This is a genomic window from Roseovarius sp. MBR-6 (genome assembly GCF_040547525.1).
Taxonomy (GTDB): Bacteria; Pseudomonadota; Alphaproteobacteria; order Rhodobacterales; family Rhodobacteraceae; genus Roseovarius.
The window spans coordinates 148,876-166,016 of record NZ_JBEPPW010000003.1 but is presented as its reverse complement, the minus strand read 5'-3'; the positions used below and the strand labels follow the sequence as shown (position 1 = coordinate 166,016).

General features: G+C 65.4%; 19 protein-coding genes. 13 read left to right on the top strand and 6 right to left on the bottom strand.

What is annotated here, in order from left to right:
• Window positions 1–31 precede the first annotated feature (31 nt).
• Complete coding sequence (gene fsa / locus ABIE57_RS05350) at window positions 32–685, bottom strand: fructose-6-phosphate aldolase (protein WP_354537979.1); 654 nt, start codon at window positions 683–685, stop codon at window positions 32–34.
• A 90-nt stretch (window positions 686–775) separates the two neighbouring features.
• Between fsa and ABIE57_RS05345 the strand changes: the two genes are divergently transcribed.
• From ABIE57_RS05345 to ABIE57_RS05330, 4 genes are all read left to right on the top strand, one after another.
• A complete protein-coding gene (locus tag ABIE57_RS05345; protein WP_354537978.1) occupies window positions 776–2,971 on the top strand; it encodes a primosomal protein N' in 2,196 nt (731 codons plus the stop codon).
• 125 nt (window positions 2,972–3,096) lie between these two features.
• The gene (locus ABIE57_RS05340; protein ID WP_354537977.1) at window positions 3,097–4,329 is read left to right on the top strand and encodes an MFS transporter; all 1,233 of its coding nucleotides are present in this window, start codon (window positions 3,097–3,099) and stop codon (window positions 4,327–4,329) included.
• A gap of 15 nt (window positions 4,330–4,344) precedes the next feature.
• On the top strand, window positions 4,345–5,217 hold the full coding sequence (locus ABIE57_RS05335) for a 50S ribosomal protein L11 methyltransferase (protein ID WP_354537976.1): 873 nt from the start codon (window positions 4,345–4,347) through the stop codon (window positions 5,215–5,217).
• A gap of 107 nt (window positions 5,218–5,324) precedes the next feature.
• Complete coding sequence (locus ABIE57_RS05330; protein ID WP_354537975.1) at window positions 5,325–5,669, top strand: hypothetical protein; 345 nt, start codon at window positions 5,325–5,327, stop codon at window positions 5,667–5,669.
• A 73-nt stretch (window positions 5,670–5,742) separates the two neighbouring features.
• Here the strand turns inward: ABIE57_RS05330 and ABIE57_RS05325 are convergent, their stop codons facing one another.
• A complete protein-coding gene (locus ABIE57_RS05325; protein WP_354537974.1) occupies window positions 5,743–5,940 on the bottom strand; it encodes a DUF1127 domain-containing protein in 198 nt (65 codons plus the stop codon).
• Window positions 5,941–6,143: 203 nt separating this feature from the next.
• Here ABIE57_RS05325 and ruvC point away from each other — a divergent pair, with 203 nt between their 5' ends.
• From ruvC to ruvB, 3 genes are read left to right on the top strand one after another with little or no spacing between them, the layout of a single operon-like run.
• Window positions 6,144–6,629 (top strand): crossover junction endodeoxyribonuclease RuvC, encoded by a 486-nt coding sequence (ruvC, locus tag ABIE57_RS05320; protein WP_354537973.1) that lies wholly within the window; start codon window positions 6,144–6,146, stop codon window positions 6,627–6,629.
• Window positions 6,626–7,291 (top strand): Holliday junction branch migration protein RuvA, encoded by a 666-nt coding sequence (gene ruvA / locus ABIE57_RS05315; protein WP_354537972.1) that lies wholly within the window; start codon window positions 6,626–6,628, stop codon window positions 7,289–7,291. The genes ruvC and ruvA overlap by 4 nt, the downstream gene beginning before the upstream one ends.
• A gap of 3 nt (window positions 7,292–7,294) precedes the next feature.
• Window positions 7,295–8,323 carry a Holliday junction branch migration DNA helicase RuvB gene (ruvB, locus tag ABIE57_RS05310; protein ID WP_354537971.1) on the top strand — a complete coding sequence of 343 codons (1,029 nt, stop codon included), beginning with the start codon at window positions 7,295–7,297 and terminating at the stop codon, window positions 8,321–8,323.
• 254 nt (window positions 8,324–8,577) lie between these two features.
• Here ruvB and ABIE57_RS05305 read toward each other — a convergent pair whose 3' ends face one another.
• From ABIE57_RS05305 to ABIE57_RS05290, 4 genes are all read right to left on the bottom strand, one after another.
• The gene (locus tag ABIE57_RS05305) at window positions 8,578–8,850 is read right to left on the bottom strand and encodes a type II toxin-antitoxin system RelE/ParE family toxin (RefSeq protein WP_354537970.1); all 273 of its coding nucleotides are present in this window, start codon (window positions 8,848–8,850) and stop codon (window positions 8,578–8,580) included.
• On the bottom strand, window positions 8,843–9,040 hold the full coding sequence (locus tag ABIE57_RS05300; RefSeq protein ID WP_354537969.1) for a hypothetical protein: 198 nt from the start codon (window positions 9,038–9,040) through the stop codon (window positions 8,843–8,845). The genes ABIE57_RS05305 and ABIE57_RS05300 overlap by 8 nt, the downstream gene beginning before the upstream one ends.
• Before the next feature lie 56 nt (window positions 9,041–9,096).
• On the bottom strand, window positions 9,097–11,298 hold the full coding sequence (gene uvrB, locus ABIE57_RS05295) for an excinuclease ABC subunit UvrB (protein WP_354537968.1): 2,202 nt from the start codon (window positions 11,296–11,298) through the stop codon (window positions 9,097–9,099).
• Window positions 11,299–11,376: 78 nt separating this feature from the next.
• Entirely contained in the window at window positions 11,377–11,844 is a 468-nt protein-coding gene (locus tag ABIE57_RS05290; protein ID WP_354537967.1) for a hypothetical protein, read from the bottom strand.
• 40 nt (window positions 11,845–11,884) lie between these two features.
• On the opposite strand from ABIE57_RS05290, the gene ABIE57_RS05285 reads away from it, so the two are divergent.
• The 6 genes from ABIE57_RS05285 (at window position 11,885) to ABIE57_RS05260 (ending at window position 17,136) form a co-directional block, all read left to right on the top strand.
• Window positions 11,885–13,099, top strand: coding sequence for a GTP-binding protein (locus ABIE57_RS05285; RefSeq protein ID WP_354537966.1), 1,215 nt, complete (start codon window positions 11,885–11,887; stop codon window positions 13,097–13,099).
• A gap of 4 nt (window positions 13,100–13,103) precedes the next feature.
• Entirely contained in the window at window positions 13,104–13,724 is a 621-nt protein-coding gene (locus ABIE57_RS05280) for a DUF1826 domain-containing protein (protein WP_354537965.1), read from the top strand.
• Window positions 13,717–14,007 (top strand): DUF6525 family protein, encoded by a 291-nt coding sequence (locus tag ABIE57_RS05275; protein ID WP_354537964.1) that lies wholly within the window; start codon window positions 13,717–13,719, stop codon window positions 14,005–14,007. The genes ABIE57_RS05280 and ABIE57_RS05275 overlap by 8 nt, the downstream gene beginning before the upstream one ends.
• Before the next feature lie 168 nt (window positions 14,008–14,175).
• Window positions 14,176–16,110, top strand: a complete 1,935-nt coding sequence (gene acs, locus ABIE57_RS05270; RefSeq protein WP_354537963.1) for an acetate--CoA ligase — start codon at window positions 14,176–14,178, stop codon at window positions 16,108–16,110.
• Window positions 16,111–16,124: 14 nt separating this feature from the next.
• On the top strand, window positions 16,125–16,811 hold the full coding sequence (locus tag ABIE57_RS05265; RefSeq protein ID WP_354537962.1) for an adenylate kinase: 687 nt from the start codon (window positions 16,125–16,127) through the stop codon (window positions 16,809–16,811).
• 46 nt (window positions 16,812–16,857) lie between these two features.
• Entirely contained in the window at window positions 16,858–17,136 is a 279-nt protein-coding gene (locus ABIE57_RS05260) for a DUF4212 domain-containing protein (RefSeq protein WP_354537961.1), read from the top strand.
• Window positions 17,137–17,141 lie beyond the last annotated feature (5 nt).

Below are 17,141 nucleotides of genomic sequence, written 5' to 3'. Positions count from 1 at the left end.
TGACGGGGTATGCGCCCGAGGGTGACGGGGATCAGATGATCTTCTGCCCGGTCTTTTCCCAATCGGCCATGAAGGCGGCGAGGCCCTTGTCGGTGAGCGGGTGGGCGGCCATGGCCTTGATGACGGCGGGGGGCGCGGTCATCACGTCTGCGCCGATCATCGCCGATTGGTAGGCGTGGTTGACGGTGCGGATCGAGGCCGCGAGAATCTGCGTCTCGAAGCCGTAATTGTCGTAGATCTGGCGGATGTCGGAGATCACCTCCATCCCGTCGAGGTTGATGTCGTCGAGCCGTCCGATGAAGGGCGAGATGAAGGTCGCGCCCGCCTTGGCCGCGAGAAGCGCCTGATTGGCCGAGAAGCAGAGCGTGACATTGACCATGTTGCCCTCGCCCGAGAGCACCTTGCACGCCTTGAGCCCGTCCCATGTCAGCGGCACCTTGACGGCGATATTCTCGGCGATGGCGGCAAGCTTGCGGCCCTCGGCGATCATGTCCTCGGCGGTGAGCGCCACCACTTCGGCGCTCACGGGGCCTGCGACCATCGCGGCGATTTCGCGCGTGACCTCAACGATGTCACGCCCGGATTTCAGGATCAGCGACGGGTTGGTGGTGACGCCATCGACCATGCCGAGGTCATTCAACTCGGCGATCTGGTCAATCTCGGCGGTGTCGACGAAGAATTTCATGGCGTGGCCCTCTCTGGCGGGTTGGGTTGTCTCGGCACAGCCTTTACCGCATAGATCGGGGGTCTGAAACCCCGCAAAGGAGCGACAAGCGTGAGCCTGCCCGAGCATTTCGACGAGGGCGCGCTGGTGGCGGTGCTGACGGCGCAGCCGCTTGGCGGGACGCTCGATTATCTGGCACCCGAGGGCGGCGTGGGTCTGGGCGATTTCGTCGAGGTGCCGCTGGGGCCGCGCCGCATCATGGGGGTGGTCTGGGGGCCGGGCGCGGGTGGTTTTGATCTCAAGAAGGCGCGCAAGGTGGGCCAGGTGCTCGATCTGTCGCCTATGGATGCGGCGATGCGCGATTTTCTGGCGCGCGCGGCGGCGTATACGCTGACGCCGCTGCCCGCGATGCTGCGGTTGGCCACGCGCGCGCCGGGGCTGGCTGACCCGCCCGGCGCGCACAAGGTCTACCGGCTGGGCGAGAGCCTGCCCGCGCGACAGACCGAGGCGCGCGCGCGGGTGCTGGCGGTCTTGCGCGATCACGGCGGGCTGGGGTTTGGCCTGACGGATCTGTGCGATCTGGCGGGGGTCTCTGCCTCGGTGGTCAAGGGGCTGGTGGCGCAAGGCGCGCTGATCGAGGAGGCCGCGCCGCGCGACGCACCCTATCCAACGCTGGACCCCGATCTGCCCGCCAAGCGGCTTACCGAGGATCAGGCGGCAGCGGCGGCCACGCTCTGCGGTGCTGTGCGCGGTGGCGGCTATGGCACGACGCTGTTGCGCGGTGTCACCGGCTCGGGCAAGACCGAGGTCTATCTGGAGGCGGTGGCCGAATGTCTGCGCCAAGGGCGGCAGGCGCTGGTGCTTCTGCCCGAGATCGCGCTCACGGCGGAGTTTCTGACGAGGGTCGAGGCGCGCTTTGGTGCGCGGCCCGCCGAATGGCATTCGGGTGCCACCATGGCCGAGCGCCGCCGGGTCTGGAAGATGGCGGGCGAAGGCGACGTGCAGATGGTGGTGGGCGCGCGCTCGGCTCTGTTCCTGCCGTTCCGCGATCTGGGGTTGATCGTGGTGGATGAAGAGCATGACGGCTCCTACAAACAGGAGGATGGCGTGCTATATCATGCGCGGGATATGGCGGTGCTCCGGGCCTCGCTATGCGGCGCGCGGGTGGTGCTGGCCTCGGCCACGCCGAGCCTTGAGAGCTGGGCCAATGCGCAAGCGGGCAAATACGACCGGCTGGATCTGGCGGCGCGGTTTGGCGTGGCGGTGATGCCGGAACTGGCGGCGATAGACCTGCGTGCCGAGGCGGTGCCGGCGGGGCGGTGGGTGTCGCCGACGCTGCGGCAGGCGGTCAAGGCGCGGCTGGCCTTGGGCGAGCAGGCGATGCTGTTTCTCAACCGGCGCGGTTATGCGCCGGTGACGGTGTGCCGCGCCTGCGGTCATCAGATCGGTTGCGAGCACTGCGACGCGCGCATGGTCGAGCACCGCTTTCAGAATCGCCTTGTCTGCCACCAATGCGGCGCGAGCGCAGCGGTGCCGCTGGCCTGCCCCTCCTGCGGGGTCGAAGGGCGGATGGCCCCCGTCGGGCCGGGTGTGGAGCGGCTGGCCGAGGAGGCGGCGGCGCTCTTTCCCGAGGCGCGGATCGCGGTGCTGTCCTCGGACCTCTTCGCCTCGGCGCGCGCGTTGAAGGAGCAGATTGCCGAGATCGCGGCGGGCGGGGCCGATATCATCATCGGCACGCAACTTGTGGCCAAGGGGCATAATTTCCCGCTGCTCACGCTGGTGGGGGTGATCGACGCCGATCTGGGGCTTCAGGGGTCCGACCTGCGCGCCGCCGAGCGCACGTTTCAGCTCATGCGGCAGGTGGCGGGGCGGGCGGGGCGCGCCGAGCGGCCGGGACGCGCGCTCTTGCAGACCCATCAGCCCGAGCATCCGGTGATCCGCGCGATCCTTGGCGGCGACGAAGAGGGATTCTGGCGCGCCGAGGCGGCTGCGCGGCAGGCGGCGGGCGTGCCGCCCTATGGGCGCATGGCGGGGATCATCCTGTCGTCGCCCGACATGAAGGCCGTGTTCGATCTGGGCGGGTGGCTGGCGCGGCATTCGGGCCCCCTTGGCGCGGTGGGGGCCGAGGTCTTTGGCCCCGCGCCCGCGCCGATTGCCCGCATAAGGGGGAGGCACCGTGTGCGGCTTCTGGTCAAGGCACCCAAGGGGGCAGCCCTTCAGGCGGCGCTGGCGCAATGGCTCGGGCCGGTGAAACTGCCCGCGCAGATGCGGCTGGCGGTGGATATCGACCCGCAGAGTTTCTATTGAGCGACGCGGGCGGGGCGACGCGCCGCTTTCTTGGAAAGAAAGCGGTCCGAAATCTTTTGAAGATTTCGGCGGCGGGTCAGCGGGGCCTCTCGCCAATCCCGCGCCTCGGGCGTATGAGAATGGGCATGAGCCGTCAGTTTCCCCTTGCCGATGCCAAATCGCTGCCTTTCTGGCGGCGTCCGGTCACGCTTTTGTTCCTGATGGCCGCCGCGATGCCGGTGGCCTTTGCCACCTGGTCGGCGCTTCTGAACAATTTCGTGATCGAGGTGGCGGGGTTTGACGGCTCCGATATCGGCTGGCTGCACACGGTGCGGGAAATCCCCGGATTCCTTGCCATTGGGGTGATCGCGCTGATTATTCTGATGCATGAGCAGGTGCTGGCTCTGATCTCCCTGTTGTTGCTTGGCGTGGCGACGGCGCTCACGGCGCATTTCCCGACACTGGGCGGGATTTTGACGATCACCATGCTCAGTTCCATCGGCTTTCACTATTTCGAGACGGTAAATCAGTCGCTGCAACTGCAATGGCTCGACAAGCTGCGCGCGCCGCAGATGCTGGGCTGGCTTCTGGCCGCCGGGTCCGGCGCAACGCTTGTGGCCTATGCGCTCATCGTGGTGACATGGCGGGCCTTCGATCTGAGCTACAACCTTGTCTACATGGTGTCGGGCGGGTTTACCGCGCTGGTGGCGGTGTTCTGTTTCTTCGCCTATCCGCGGTTCGAGGCCCCCAATCCGCAGGTCAAGAAGATGGTGCTGCGGCGGCGCTACTGGCTTTATTACGCGCTGCAATTCATGTCCGGTGCGCGGCGGCAGATCTTCATCGTGTTCGCCGGCTTCATGATGGTCGAGAAATTCGGCTTTGACGTGCATGAGGTGACGGCGCTATTCATGATCAACCTCGTGATCAACATCGTGGCGGCCCCGCTGATGGGGCGCGCCGTGTTCCGTTTTGGCGAGCGCAACACCCTGACGGTCGAATATGTCGGGCTTATGCTGGTGTTTCTGGCCTATGGCGGGATTTACCTGTTTGGCTGGGGCGTGCTGATGGCGGCGACGCTTTATGTGGTGGATCACATCCTGTTCTCGCTGGCGCTGGCGCTGAAGACATATTTCCAGAAGATCGCCGATCCCGGTGACATCGCCCCCACCGCCGCCGTGGCCTTTACCATCAACCATATCGCGGCGGTGTTCCTGCCTGCGGCGCTGGGCTATGTCTGGCTTGTTGCGCCTGCGGGCGTGTTCCTGCTGGCGGCGGGCATGGCTTGCGTGTCGCTGGTTCTGGCGCTGATGATCCCGCGTCACCCGGAGCCGGGCAATGAGACGGTGTTCTCGCGCTTCGTTCCTGCCCCTGCCGAGTAATTCGAAGGACTGCACATGCCGACATGGACCGCGCTGACCACGCTTGACGACAAGACCCGTGCCGAGGCGCTGGCGCTGGCGCTGGAGGACATGGTGCCCGAGCCCACGGGCGTGGGCTGTTTCGAGATGGAGGACGGATCGGGCCTGTGGGAGATAGGGGGCTATTTCGAGGCCACACCCGATGCGGTCGCGCTCGACCTTCTGGCGGCGGCGCATGACGCGCGGCCCTTTACCGTATCGGAACTGCCGGAGGTGGACTGGGTGGCCAAGGTGCGGCGCGATCTCAGCCCGGTCGTGGCAGGGCGGTTCTTTGTCTATGGCAGTCACGATGCGGACCGTGTGCCGGAAGGGGTGGAGCCGCTCTTGATCGAGGCGTCGATGGCCTTTGGCACCGGGCATCACGGCACGACGCTGGGCTGTCTTCAGGCGCTCGACCGGCTGGCGAGCGCGGGCTTTGTCGGGCGCTCGGTGCTCGATCTGGGCTGTGGCACGGCCGTTCTGGCGATCGCTGCGGCGAAGATTTGGCCCGGTGAGATGCTGGCATCGGATATCGACGCGGTGGCGGTCGAGGTGGCGGAAGTGAATGTGGCGGCGAACGGGCTTGGCACCCGGGTGCGCGTGTTCGAGGCCGAGGGGCTGGCGCATCCCGCGTTGCGTGCCGGTGCGCCGTATGATCTGATCTTCGCCAATATCCTCAAGGGGCCCCTGATGGCGCTGGCACCGGGCATCACCGAGAGCCTGAGACTGGGTGGGAAGGTGATTCTGTCGGGCCTGCTGAACGAGCAGGCCGAAGAGGTGATCGGCGTTTATTCAGGGCTTGGAAACAGTCTTGACCATCACGCAAGAATTGGTGACTGGTCGACGCTGACTATGTCTAAAAACCATTGAAAATAAGTCGAAAACTGGCCTCAATCGCGCCGCTTGCCTTGATCATGCCACAATTCGACCTTATGACTGACGCATCACGGTGGGGGCTGCGATACAGGATTGTTGCCATGGCTGACATTCACCACGGTTTCGCCAAGCGGGTCCGCCGGATCGACCTCAAACGTGCCCGCCTCGCGCGTGGCTACATGGGCAAGGTGCGTGACGACGGGTTGATCGAGTTCAGGCCCAAGCGCCGCCTGCCCGCGATCCCCCTGCGTGGCCTTCTCTATCTCGTCCTCGGGTTTGCCTTCTTCAAGGCGGTGGTGCTGGCGCATCTGGGCGGGGCGACCTACGAAGAACGCATTGGCCTGCTGGCCGAGGGCAATGCGATGGAGCAGGTCGGTGCCTATGTCATGCGCCCCGACCCCTTGACCGGAATGATCGCCGGCTACCTTTCGCCTCTTTTGCGGTAACGTCGGCACGAGACAGGAAAAAGCCCTGCGCGGCCTTGGCCGGGCAGGGCTTTTGCGTGCCATGGAGCGCGGTTCAGAACCGGCGCGCGATGGCGTCGATATCGCCCCGGCAGAGGCCGATATCGTCAAGCTCGCGGTCGCTCAGACGGGCGAGCGCCTTGCGCGTGGCGCGGCGGTCGTTCCACGACAGAAACGTGCCGAGAAGGCGCGCGAAAAGGCCGGGGGTGGCAAGGCTGTGCGCAGGCGCGCGGGTGGTGTCAAGCAGGGCCATGGGTTTCGTTCCTTGGAATAACAGTATCGGAGATTTCCGTTGCTGCACGGGACCTAATGGGAGGATACCCGTTCCGCAAGCGGGCGTTCCTGCATAGTCCTTATGCGATTTTCGCAAGGCTCGAGGGCGGGTCCGCGCGCATTCCGCTTGGCGTTTGTTCCTGTTTCGTGCTAGTTGGGGAAAAACAGGGCAGGGCATGCGGTATGAGGGTATTGGGCATCGACCCCGGATTGCGCAATCTCGGCTGGGGCATGATCGAGGTGACGGGCAGCCGTCTGAGCCATATTGCCAATGGCGTGTGCCATTCCTCGGGCGACGATCTGGGCGCGCGGCTCCTGTCTCTCTATGAACAGTTGACGGATATCGTGCAGCGGTTTGCGCCAGAGGCGGCGGCGATCGAGCAGACGTTCGTCAACAAGGACGGGGCGGGCACGCTCAAGCTGGGGCAGGCGCGGGGCGTGGCGCTTCTGGTGCCCGCGCAATACGGGCTGACGGTGGGGGAATATTCGCCCAACCGGGTGAAAAAGACCGTGGTGGGCGTGGGTCACGCCGCCAAGGAGCAGGTGGCGCATATGGTCAAGGTGCAGCTTCCCGGCGTGGTGCTGGCAGGCCCCGACGCGGCGGATGCGCTGGCGGTGGCGATCTGCCATGCGCATTACGGGCGTCACACCGGGCGGGCGGTGGCATGATCGGGCGTATTGCCGGGCGGATCGACTGGCGCGGGGCGGATCATGTGCTGATCGACGTGCGCGGCGTGGGCTATATCGTGCATTGCTCGGAGCGCACGCTGGCAGCCCTTCCGGGCGTGGGCGGCATGGCGGCCCTTTATACCGATCTGCTGGTGCGCGAGGACCTGTTGCAGCTCTTCGGCTTTCCGACGCTGGTGGAAAAGGAATGGCACCGCCTGCTGATGAGCGTGCAAGGGGTGGGGGCCAAGGCCTCTCTCGCCATTCTGGGCGCGCTCGGCCCCGACGGTGTGAGCCGCGCGATCACGCTGGGGGACTGGCATTCGGTGACGGCGGCCAAGGGCATCGGTGCCAAGACCGCGCAGCGGGTGGTCAACGAGTTGAAGGACAAGGCCCCCGCGGTGATGGCGATGGGGGAGATGGCCCCCACGGCAGCGCCAGAGGCAGGCGTAGAGGATGCGGTGATCGAGACGGCCCCCGCGCCCACTATGGTGGCCCCGCCCAGCCCCGGCGCGCAGGCCGAGGCGCTCTCGGCCCTCACAAATCTGGGCTACGCCCCCGGCGAGGCGGCGGGTGCCGTGGCGCAAGCCGCGGGCGCGGACGGGCAGGCCGACACGACGGCGCTGATCCGCGCCGCGCTGCGGCTTCTGGCACCGAAAGGGTAGGACATGACCGAACCCGACCCGACCTTGCGCCCCGATCCCCTGCCCGAAGACCTTGACCGCAGCTTGCGGCCTCAGGCCCTGTCCGAATTCATCGGGCAGCGCGAGGCGCGGGCCAATCTGGCGGTCTTCATCCAATCGGCGCGGCAGCGCGGCGAGGCGATGGATCACACGCTCTTTCACGGCCCTCCCGGTCTGGGCAAGACGACGCTGGCGCAGATCATGGCGCGCGAACTGGGGGTGGGGTTTCGCATGACCTCGGGGCCGGTGCTGGCCAAGGCCGGCGATCTGGCGGCGATCCTCACCAATCTGGAGCGCAACGATGTGCTCTTCATTGATGAAATCCACCGCCTCAACCCGGCGGTGGAGGAGGTGCTTTACCCGGCGATGGAGGATTTCGAGCTTGATCTTGTGATCGGCTCCGGCCCCGCCGCGCGCACCGTGCGGATCGAGTTGCAGCCCTTCACGCTGGTGGGGGCGACGACGCGGCTGGGACTGCTCACGACGCCCTTGCGCGACCGGTTCGGCATCCCGACGCGGCTGCAATTCTACGAGATCGACGAGTTGCACGAGATCGTCACCCGCAACGCGCGGCTTCTGAACATTCCCACCGAGGATGACGGCGCGCGCGAGATTGCGCGCCGCGCGCGCGGCACGCCGCGCATCGCGGGCCGCCTCTTGCGCCGGGTGGTGGATTTCGCGGTGGTCGAGGGCGGCGGGCGGATCAGTCGCGCGCTGGCCGATAGCTCACTGACCCGGCTGGGGGTGGATCACCTGGGGCTGGATGGGGCCGACCGGCGCTATCTGCGCCTCATTGCCGAGGCTTATGGCGGCGGGCCGGTGGGGATCGAGACGCTGTCGGCGGCTTTGTCCGAAAGCCGCGACGCGCTGGAAGAGGTGATCGAGCCGTTCCTCTTGCAGCAGGGTCTCATCCAGCGCACCCCGCGCGGCCGGATGCTGACGCAGGCGACGTGGCGGCATCTGGGGCTGGAAGCGCCGGGGCCCAAGGGGCAGAGCGATCTTTTCGAGGCCTGAGCGACGGACACCCGGACAGAGGGCGGGTATGGATACCGGAAACAGAGGCAAAGAGAATACGCGCCGCTACCCCTTCCCCCGCCGCTTCACATTCCCGCCCCTTTGCCCCGGCCGTCCTGCCGTTGACCACCCGCGCGACCCTACGGCGGCGTCGCTCGCCTTCTCCACTGCCTGTTGCCGCGCCGCCGAATGATGGCACACAAAAGAAGAACAGGCTCTATTCATGAGTGGCCCTGAGAAAAGGGGCAGGTCACTCACCCTCGCCTCGCGTGCAAGACCTCGACGATTTCCACCCGCTTCCCGCGCACCCTGTAAATCACGCGGTAGCGGTAGCGCCCGGTCACATGGTAGCGCAGGCCGGTGCCGTCGATGCGGCGCCCCATTTGCGGGAACTCAACGATCAGGTGCGCAACCTCCTCGATCTCGGAGAGCACCGCGTCAGCGGCGACCGGGTTGAGGGGGCGCAGATAGTCGTCCTGCGCGGTCAGGCTGGCCAGCGCACGGGCTGACCAGAGCGGATCACCCACGCCGACCGAAAAGAGAGGTCAGCGCCTGCGGGTCGGCGGGCACGAAGGGCTCCGTGCCTATCTTTCGCACATGGGCAAGCTCTTGCGGGGTAAAATCCTGAGGGCCGGCGTGGGTAGCAATGAACCCGTCCACGATTTCGGCCAACGTCGCGCGCGAAGGCGCGTCGAGACAGGTCTCTGCCCGTTCCATCAGATTTTGAAGCCTTTCATCCATGCGCTGAATATAAGAAGCGCAGGGAAGTGGCGCTACCCTTTTTTCCGCCGCTTCACATTCCCACCGCGCTGTCCCGGTCGTCCTGCCGTGGAGCGTCCACGCGACCCAACGGCGGCGTCGCTCGCCTTTTCCACCGCCTGCTGGCGCGCCAACGGGTCGTCGGCCACGGCCAGTTCCACCGCCTCCAGCCGCTTGACCTCGTCGCGCAAACGCGCCGCCTCTTCGAATTCGAGGTTCTCGGCCGCCTTGCGCATATCGGTGCGCAGCCCATCCAGCACCGCTTGCAGGTTGGCCCCCACAAGCGGTTTGTCGACCTTTGCCGTCACGCGGTTCATGTCCACGTCGCCCTTGTAGAGCCCTTGCAGGATGTCATCGACATTCTTGCGGATGGTGGCGGGGGTGATGCCATGCGCCTCGTTATAGGCGATCTGCTTGGCGCGGCGGCGGTCGGTCTCGGCCAGGGCGCGCTCCATCGAGCCGGTGATGCGGTCGGCATACATGATCACGCGCCCCTCGGCGTTGCGCGCCGCCCGCCCGATGGTCTGGATCAGCGAGGTTTCGGAGCGCAGGAACCCCTCCTTGTCGGCGTCGAGAATGGCAACGAGGCCACATTCGGGGATATCCAGCCCCTCGCGCAAAAGGTTGATGCCGATCAGCACGTCGAAGGCACCAAGGCGCAGGTCGCGCAGGATCTCGATCCGCTCGATGGTGTCGATGTCACTATGCATGTAGCGCACGCGGATGCCCTGTTCATGCAGGTATTCGGTCAGGTCCTCGGCCATGCGCTTGGTCAGCGTGGTGACAAGAACCCGGTAGCCATCGGCCGCCACGCGGCGCACCTCGTCCAGAAGATCATCCACCTGCGTCTCCACGGGCCGGATCTCGACCTGCGGATCGAGAAGGCCGGTGGGGCGGATCACCTGTTCGGTAAAGACGCCCCCCGTTTGCTCGATCTCCCATTTGGCGGGGGTGGCGGAGACGAACACGCTTTGCGGGCGCATGGCGTCCCATTCCTCGAACTTGAGAGGGCGGTTGTCCATGCAGGAGGGCAGGCGAAAGCCGTGCTCGGCAAGGGTGAACTTGCGCCGGTAGTCGCCTTTGTACATGCCGCCGATCTGGGGCACCGAGACGTGGGATTCGTCCGCAAAGACGATGGCATTGTCGGGGATGAACTCAAAGAGGGTGGGGGGCGGCTCTCCGGGGGCGCGGCCCGTCAGATAACGCGAATAGTTCTCGATCCCGTTGCAGACACCGGTTGCCTCCAGCATCTCCAGATCGAAATTGGTGCGCTGTTCCAGCCGCTGCGCCTCCAGAAGCTTGCCCTCGTTCACCAACTGGTCAAGCCGCTGGCGAAGCTCGCGCTTGATGCCCTGAATGGCCTGCTGCATCGTGGGTTTGGGCGTCACGTAATGCGAATTGGCATAGACGCGGATTTTCTCGAAGCTGTCGGTCTTCTCGCCGGTCAGCGGATCAAACTCGGTGATGCTTTCCAACTCCTCGCCGAAGAAGCTGAGCCGCCAGGCGCGATCCTCGAGGTGGGCGGGGAAAATCTCGACGCTGTCACCGCGCACCCGGAAAGAGCCGCGCTGGAAAGCCTGATCGTTGCGGCGATATTGCTGCGCCACCAGATCGGCCATGATCTGGCGCTGGTCATAGCTGTCGCCAACCTTCAGATCCTGCGTCATCGCGCCGTAGGTCTCGACCGAGCCGATGCCGTAGATGCACGACACCGAGGCCACGATGATCACGTCATCGCGTTCCAGAAGCGCGCGCGTGGCCGAGTGGCGCATCCGGTCGATCTGTTCGTTGATCTGGGATTCCTTCTCGATATAGGTGTCGCTGCGGGCGACATAGGCCTCGGGCTGGTAATAGTCGTAATAGCTCACGAAATACTCGACCGCGTTTTCGGGAAAGAACCCCTTGAACTCGCCGTAAAGCTGCGCTGCCAGTGTCTTGTTGGGGGCAAGGATGATGGCGGGGCGCTGCGTCTCTTCGATCACCTTGGCCATGGTGAAGGTCTTGCCGGTGCCGGTGGCACCCAGAAGCACCTGATCGCGCTCGCCGTCCCGGATGCCCGTGCTCAGTTCCGCAATGGCGGTTGGCTGGTCGCCGGCGGGCTGAAATTCGGTATGCAGGACAAACCGCCGGCCACCTTCAAGCTTTTCGCGCGCGCGCAGATCGGGCGCGGGATTGTTCAGCACGGCCTCGGTCTTGTCGGAATGGGCGTAGGGCATCGGGCCTCCTTCTTGGCGAAAGGATGGGGCTTTTGCCGCTGCGTGCAAGGTCAATCTGCGCGTCTTCTTGCGGTGATCTCAGGCCCGAGTGGCGCAGAGGCGCCGCCGGTTGTCGCGCGCGATCCCCGTGAGCAGGGTGATGGCAGCAAGCAGGATCTCGTCAAGACGCTGCCCGCCAAGCGCGGCGGTCCCGGCTTCGGCTGCCGCATTCATCAGCGCCGGGCCTTTCTCGGCGATCATGCGGTGGGTTTCGTCGGTCCCGACGGGCCAGAGCCCCGCCAGGCCGGCCAGACGCATGGTGACGACCATCTGCGCCTCGGCGAAAAGCTCGAGGCTGGGGGCGATGATGTTGGTCAGGTGAAGGTGGGCCAGCGGATGCACGATGTGAGTCCTTTCAGGGGTCGCCCGCTCTATAGCACGGTTCATGCTGCGGTGCAGCATTTCTTTTCGGGGCATGGCCCGCGCCTGCCAGAGGTAGCGGCTGCGGTCGAAATGTTCTCCGGTGGGGGTCCGAATGAAGTGGCTTGCGTTCTGGAGAAATAGCAATGTAATATCATTACATAAAATCCCGCAAGCCGAGGCCGCCATGCAACCCACTGAGTCCCGCCTGCCCGTGACCGTGCTTTCGGGGTTTCTCGGGGCGGGAAAGACGACGCTGCTCAACCATGTGCTCAACAACCGCGAAGGCCGCCGCGTGGCGGTGATCGTGAATGACATGTCCGAGGTGAACATCGACGCCGATCTTGTGCGCGCCGGTGGTGCCGGTCTCAGCCACACCGACGAGACGCTGGTCGAGATGTCGAATGGCTGCATCTGCTGCACCCTGCGTGACGATCTGCTCAAGGAGGTGCGCCGCCTCGCGGGCGAGGGGCGGTTTGACTACCTGCTGATCGAATCCACCGGCGTGTCCGAGCCGATGCCCGTGGCCACCACATTCGAGTTCCGCGACGAGGCGGGCGAGAGCCTGTCCGATATCGCGCGGCTCGACACGATGGTGACGGTGGTCGATGCGGTCAACCTGCTCGAGAATTATTCCAGCCATGATTTCCTGTCGGATCGTGACGCGGTGGCGGAGGAGGGCGACACCCGCACGCTGGTCGATCTGCTGGTCGATCAGATCGAATTTGCCGATGTGATCGTGCTCAACAAGGTCAGCGATGCAGGCCCCGCCCGCCGCGATGTGGCGCGCGCGATCATCGCCGCGCTCAATCCCGACGCCCGCGTGATCGAGACCGATTTCGCCCGCGTCGATCAGGCCGCGATATTTGACACTGGCCTTTTCGATTTCGAGACCGCCCACGATCACCCGCTCTGGGCCAAGGAACTTTACGGTTTTGCCGACCACGTGCCCGAGACAGAGGAATATGGCATCACCTCGTTCGTCTATCGCGCGCGGCGGCCGTTCGATCCGGCGCGGGTTCATGCGGTGCTCAATGGCCCGCTGCCCGGCGTGATCCGCGCCAAGGGGCATTTCTGGCTGGCCACGCGCCCCGATTGGGTGGCCGAATTCAGCATGGCGGGCGTGCTGAGCAAGGTGGCCCCCATGGGCACCTGGTGGGCGGCGGTGCCCGAGGCGCGCTGGCCCGAACATCCGCAGGCGCGCGCCTATGTCAAACGCCACTGGGCCGAGCCCTTCGGCGACCGGCGGCAGGAACTGGTGTTCATCGGCTCGAACATGGACCGCGCGGCGATCACGGCGGCGCTTGATGCGGCGCTCACGGGATCCGATAGCCGGTTCGACCCCAAGGCCCTGCGCGGCCTGCCCGACCCGTTCCCGCGCTGGCAGCGGGCGGCAGCCTGAGCCCGTGGCGGGGCTGGCAGAGCCGCGCGCGACGGGCGTCGCCCTTGGCCGCACGGCAGAGGTTCTCGGGCACATTGCGGAGCCGGGACAGGCGGCGGCGATCTGGACGCGCGGACGCGATCCGGGCCTTGCGCGCTGGCTCGACGATCTGCCCGAGGCACAGCTTCCGGCAATCCGGCAGGCCTGCACGGTGCGGTGCGCGGGCATGGTTGCGGCAGCGGCCTGCGCGGCGGCGGGGCTGGCCAATGGCGCGGGGCGGCAGCTTCTGTGCGAGGATGTGGCGACGCTTGCGCGTCTTCTCGGTCGGATCGTGGCGGTCGAGGCGCTGCATCTGCGGCTTGAGGTGGTGCGCGACGACGCCTGCCGCAAATTCCATCTCGACCGGGTGACGGCGCGGCTTTTGTGCAGCTATCGCGGGGCGGGCACTGAATACGGGCGCGCCCCGGCGGGTGGGATGCCGACAGGGATCCGGCACATGGCGACCGGTGATGTGGGGATATTTCGAGGCTCGCTCTGGCCGGGGGATGCGCCTGCGGACCTTGTCCACCGCTCGCCGCCGCTCTCGGGCGGCGGCGGGGTGCGGCTCTTGCTTGTGCTCTATCCGCTGGCGGCGGGGCATGGCTAACCTGCGCAGTCCGTTGGCGCGGCGCGGTCCGGCGCGGGGGCTGGCAGAGTTCGACCGGCTGCCACCGCCCCTGCGGCGCTGGCTGGCGCAGGCCGCGCTGCCTTGGTCGGCGCGCTCGGCGCGGCGGCTCTGGGGGCGGGTGCTGCGCGAATCAGGCGGAGACGAGGCGCGCGCGCTGGCCCGGCTTGACGCCATCGAGGCGGGGCGGCTCAAGCGCGAAGCGGCGCTGGTCAGCGCCGGTGTCCGGCGCACGGGCCGAGTCGTGCCACGGATGCTGTTGTAAATATATTTACAATATACTCCACTTGTCCGTTTCAAATTTTCACAGGAATTACGCCAGCTAGCAGCAAGCTGTTAATTTTTCGTCCCGTTTGAAATAAAGTTGCTCTTGGGAGATGTTCGGAGATGCGGCTATGGTCGCACTCACACAAGGGATGGAGGATTTTCGGATATGGCCGATACTGTTGCTGCTGCGGGCACAAAAGGGTTTCACATCGACGCCGAGACCTATGCGCGCATGTATGCCGAATCGATTCGTGACCCCGAGGGGTTCTGGCGCGAGCAGGGAAAGCGGATCGATTGGATCAAGCCCTACACCAAGGTGAAAAACACCTCTTACGACTATGACAGCGTCTCGATCAAATGGTTCGAGGATGGCACGCTGAACGTGTCTGCCAACTGTATTGATCGGCATCTGGCCACGCGCGGCGATCAGACCGCGATCATCTGGGAACCTGACAGCCCCGAGGATGAGGCGCTGCACATCACCTATCGCGAGTTGCACGCCCAGACCTGCCGCATGGCCAATGTGCTCAAATCCATGGGCGTGGCCAAGGGCGACCGCGTCGTGATCTACATGCCGATGATCCCCGAGGCCGCCTATGCGATGCTGGCCTGCGCGCGGATCGGCGCGATCCATTCCATCGTTTTCGCGGGTTTCTCGCCCGACGCGCTTGGCGCGCGGATCAACGGCTGCGATGCCAAGGTGGTCATCACCGCCGATCACGCCCCGCGCGGGGGCCGCGCAACCAAGCTCAAGGACAATGTCAACCAGGCGCTGCTTCACGATACGCGGGATGTGAAATGCCTGGTGGTCAAGCGCACCGGCGGTCAGGTGGCGTGGCGGCGTGATCTGGATTTCTGGTGGCATGAAGAGGCCGAAAAGGTCAGCGCCGATTGCCCGCCCGAGGAAATGGGCGCCGAGGATCCGCTCTTCATCCTCTACACCTCCGGCTCCACCGGCATGCCCAAGGGCGTGGTGCACACCACCGGCGGGTATCTCGTCTATGCGTCGATGACGCATGAATACATCTTTGATTATCACGAGGGCGATATCTACTGGTGCACCGCCGATGTGGGCTGGGTCACGGGCCACAGCTATATCGTCTACGGCCCGCTGGCCAATGGCGCGACCACGCTGATGTTTGAAGGCGTGCCGACCTGGCCTGACGCGGGCCGTTTCTGGCAGGTCTGCGAGAAACACAAGGTGACGCAGTTCTACACCGCCCCCACCGCCATTCGCGCGCTGATGGGCAAGGGCACCGCGCCGGTCGAAGGGTCGGACCTGTCGAGCCTGCGCCTGCTCGGCTCGGTTGGCGAGCCGATCAACCCCGAGGCCTGGAACTGGTATAACGAAAACGTCGGCAAGGGCCGCTGCCCCATCGTTGATACATGGTGGCAGACCGAGACGGGCGGCATCCTGATCACCCCGTTGCCGGGTGTGGTGGACACGCCCAAGCCGGGTTCCGCCACCAAGCCGTTCTTCGGCGTGCAGCCCGTTGTGCTCGACGACAAGGGCAACGAGCTGGAGGGCGCGGTCGAGGGCGTTCTGGCGCTCAAGGATAGCTGGCCGGGGCAGATGCGCACCATCTGGGGCGATCACGACCGCTTCAAGCAGACCTATTTCGAGATGTTCAAGGGCTACTATTTCTCGGGCGATGGGTGCCGCCGCGACGCGGATGGCGATTACTGGATCACTGGCCGCGTCGATGACGTGATCAACGTCTCCGGGCACCGGATGGGCACGGCAGAAGTTGAATCGGCGCTTGTTGCCCATGCCACCGTGTCCGAGGCCGCCGTTGTCGGCTATCCGCATGACATCAAGGGGCAGGGCATCTATTGCTATGTCACGCTCATGGACGGGGTCGAGGCCACCGATGCGCTGCGCACCGAATTGCAGAACTGGGTGCGCCAGGAAATCGGCCCCATCGCCAAGCCGGACGTGATCCAATGGGCGCCGGGCCTGCCGAAAACCCGCTCGGGCAAGATCATGCGCCGCATCCTGCGCAAGATCGCCGAGAACGATTACGGCGCTCTGGGCGATACCTCGACGCTGGCTGATCCGTCGGTTGTCGATGACCTCATCGCCAATCGCGCGAACGCCTGAGGGGGATCGTGGATATGGACGGAACCGACACCGCACAGGGCACCGTGAACCTTGTCCTGCTCGGGCCTCCGGGCGCGGGCAAGGGCACGCAGGCGCGGATGCTGGAAGACGGCTTCGGCCTTGTGCAGCTTTCGACCGGTGACCTGCTGCGCGCCGCTGTGGCGGCGGGCACCGAGGCCGGCAATGAGGCCAAAGCGGTGATGGAGGCGGGCGATCTGGTCTCCGACGAGATCGTCATCGCCATCCTGCGCGACCGCCTGGCCGAACCCGATTGCGCCAGGGGCGTCATCCTTGACGGCTTTCCGCGCACCACGGTGCAGGCGGCGGCGCTTGATACGCTGATGGCCGAGACCGGGCAGAGCATCGGCGCGGCGATCAGCCTCGAGGTGGATGACGCGGCAATGGTGGCACGCATTGCGGGCCGCTACACCTGCGCCGGGTGTGGTGAGGGGTATCACGACACGTTCAAGACGCCTGCCGTTGCGGGGGTCTGCGACAAATGCGGGGCGACCGAGATGACACGGCGCGCCGATGACAATGCCGAGACAGTGGAGCAACGCCTGCGCGCCTATCACGCGCAGACAGCACCCCTGATCGACTATTACGACGCGAAGGGTGTGCTTGCCCGCGTCGATGCGATGGCCGAGATCGAGGCCGTTTCGCAAGCGCTGAACGTGATCGTCCGCAAGACGGTCGCGTAAGGGAAAGCCCGTTCCGGCATGTGCCGGTGCGGGCCAGGAGGAAACCATGACAAAGGGAGGACATGCCTTGTCCGATCAAGACTCTGCTAATGCATATTGGAAAGCCAATCTGCGTCTCATCACATGGAGCCTGGTGGTCTGGGCCCTCGCATCATTCGGGTTCGGCATCCTGCTGCGCCCGCTGGTCTCGGGGATCGCTGTTGGCGGCACCGATCTGGGCTTCTGGTTCGCCCAGCAAGGTTCGATCATCGTATTTCTGATACTGATCTTCAACTACGCGTGGCGCATGAACAAGCTTGATGCCGAACACGGCGTTGAAGAGTAAGGGGG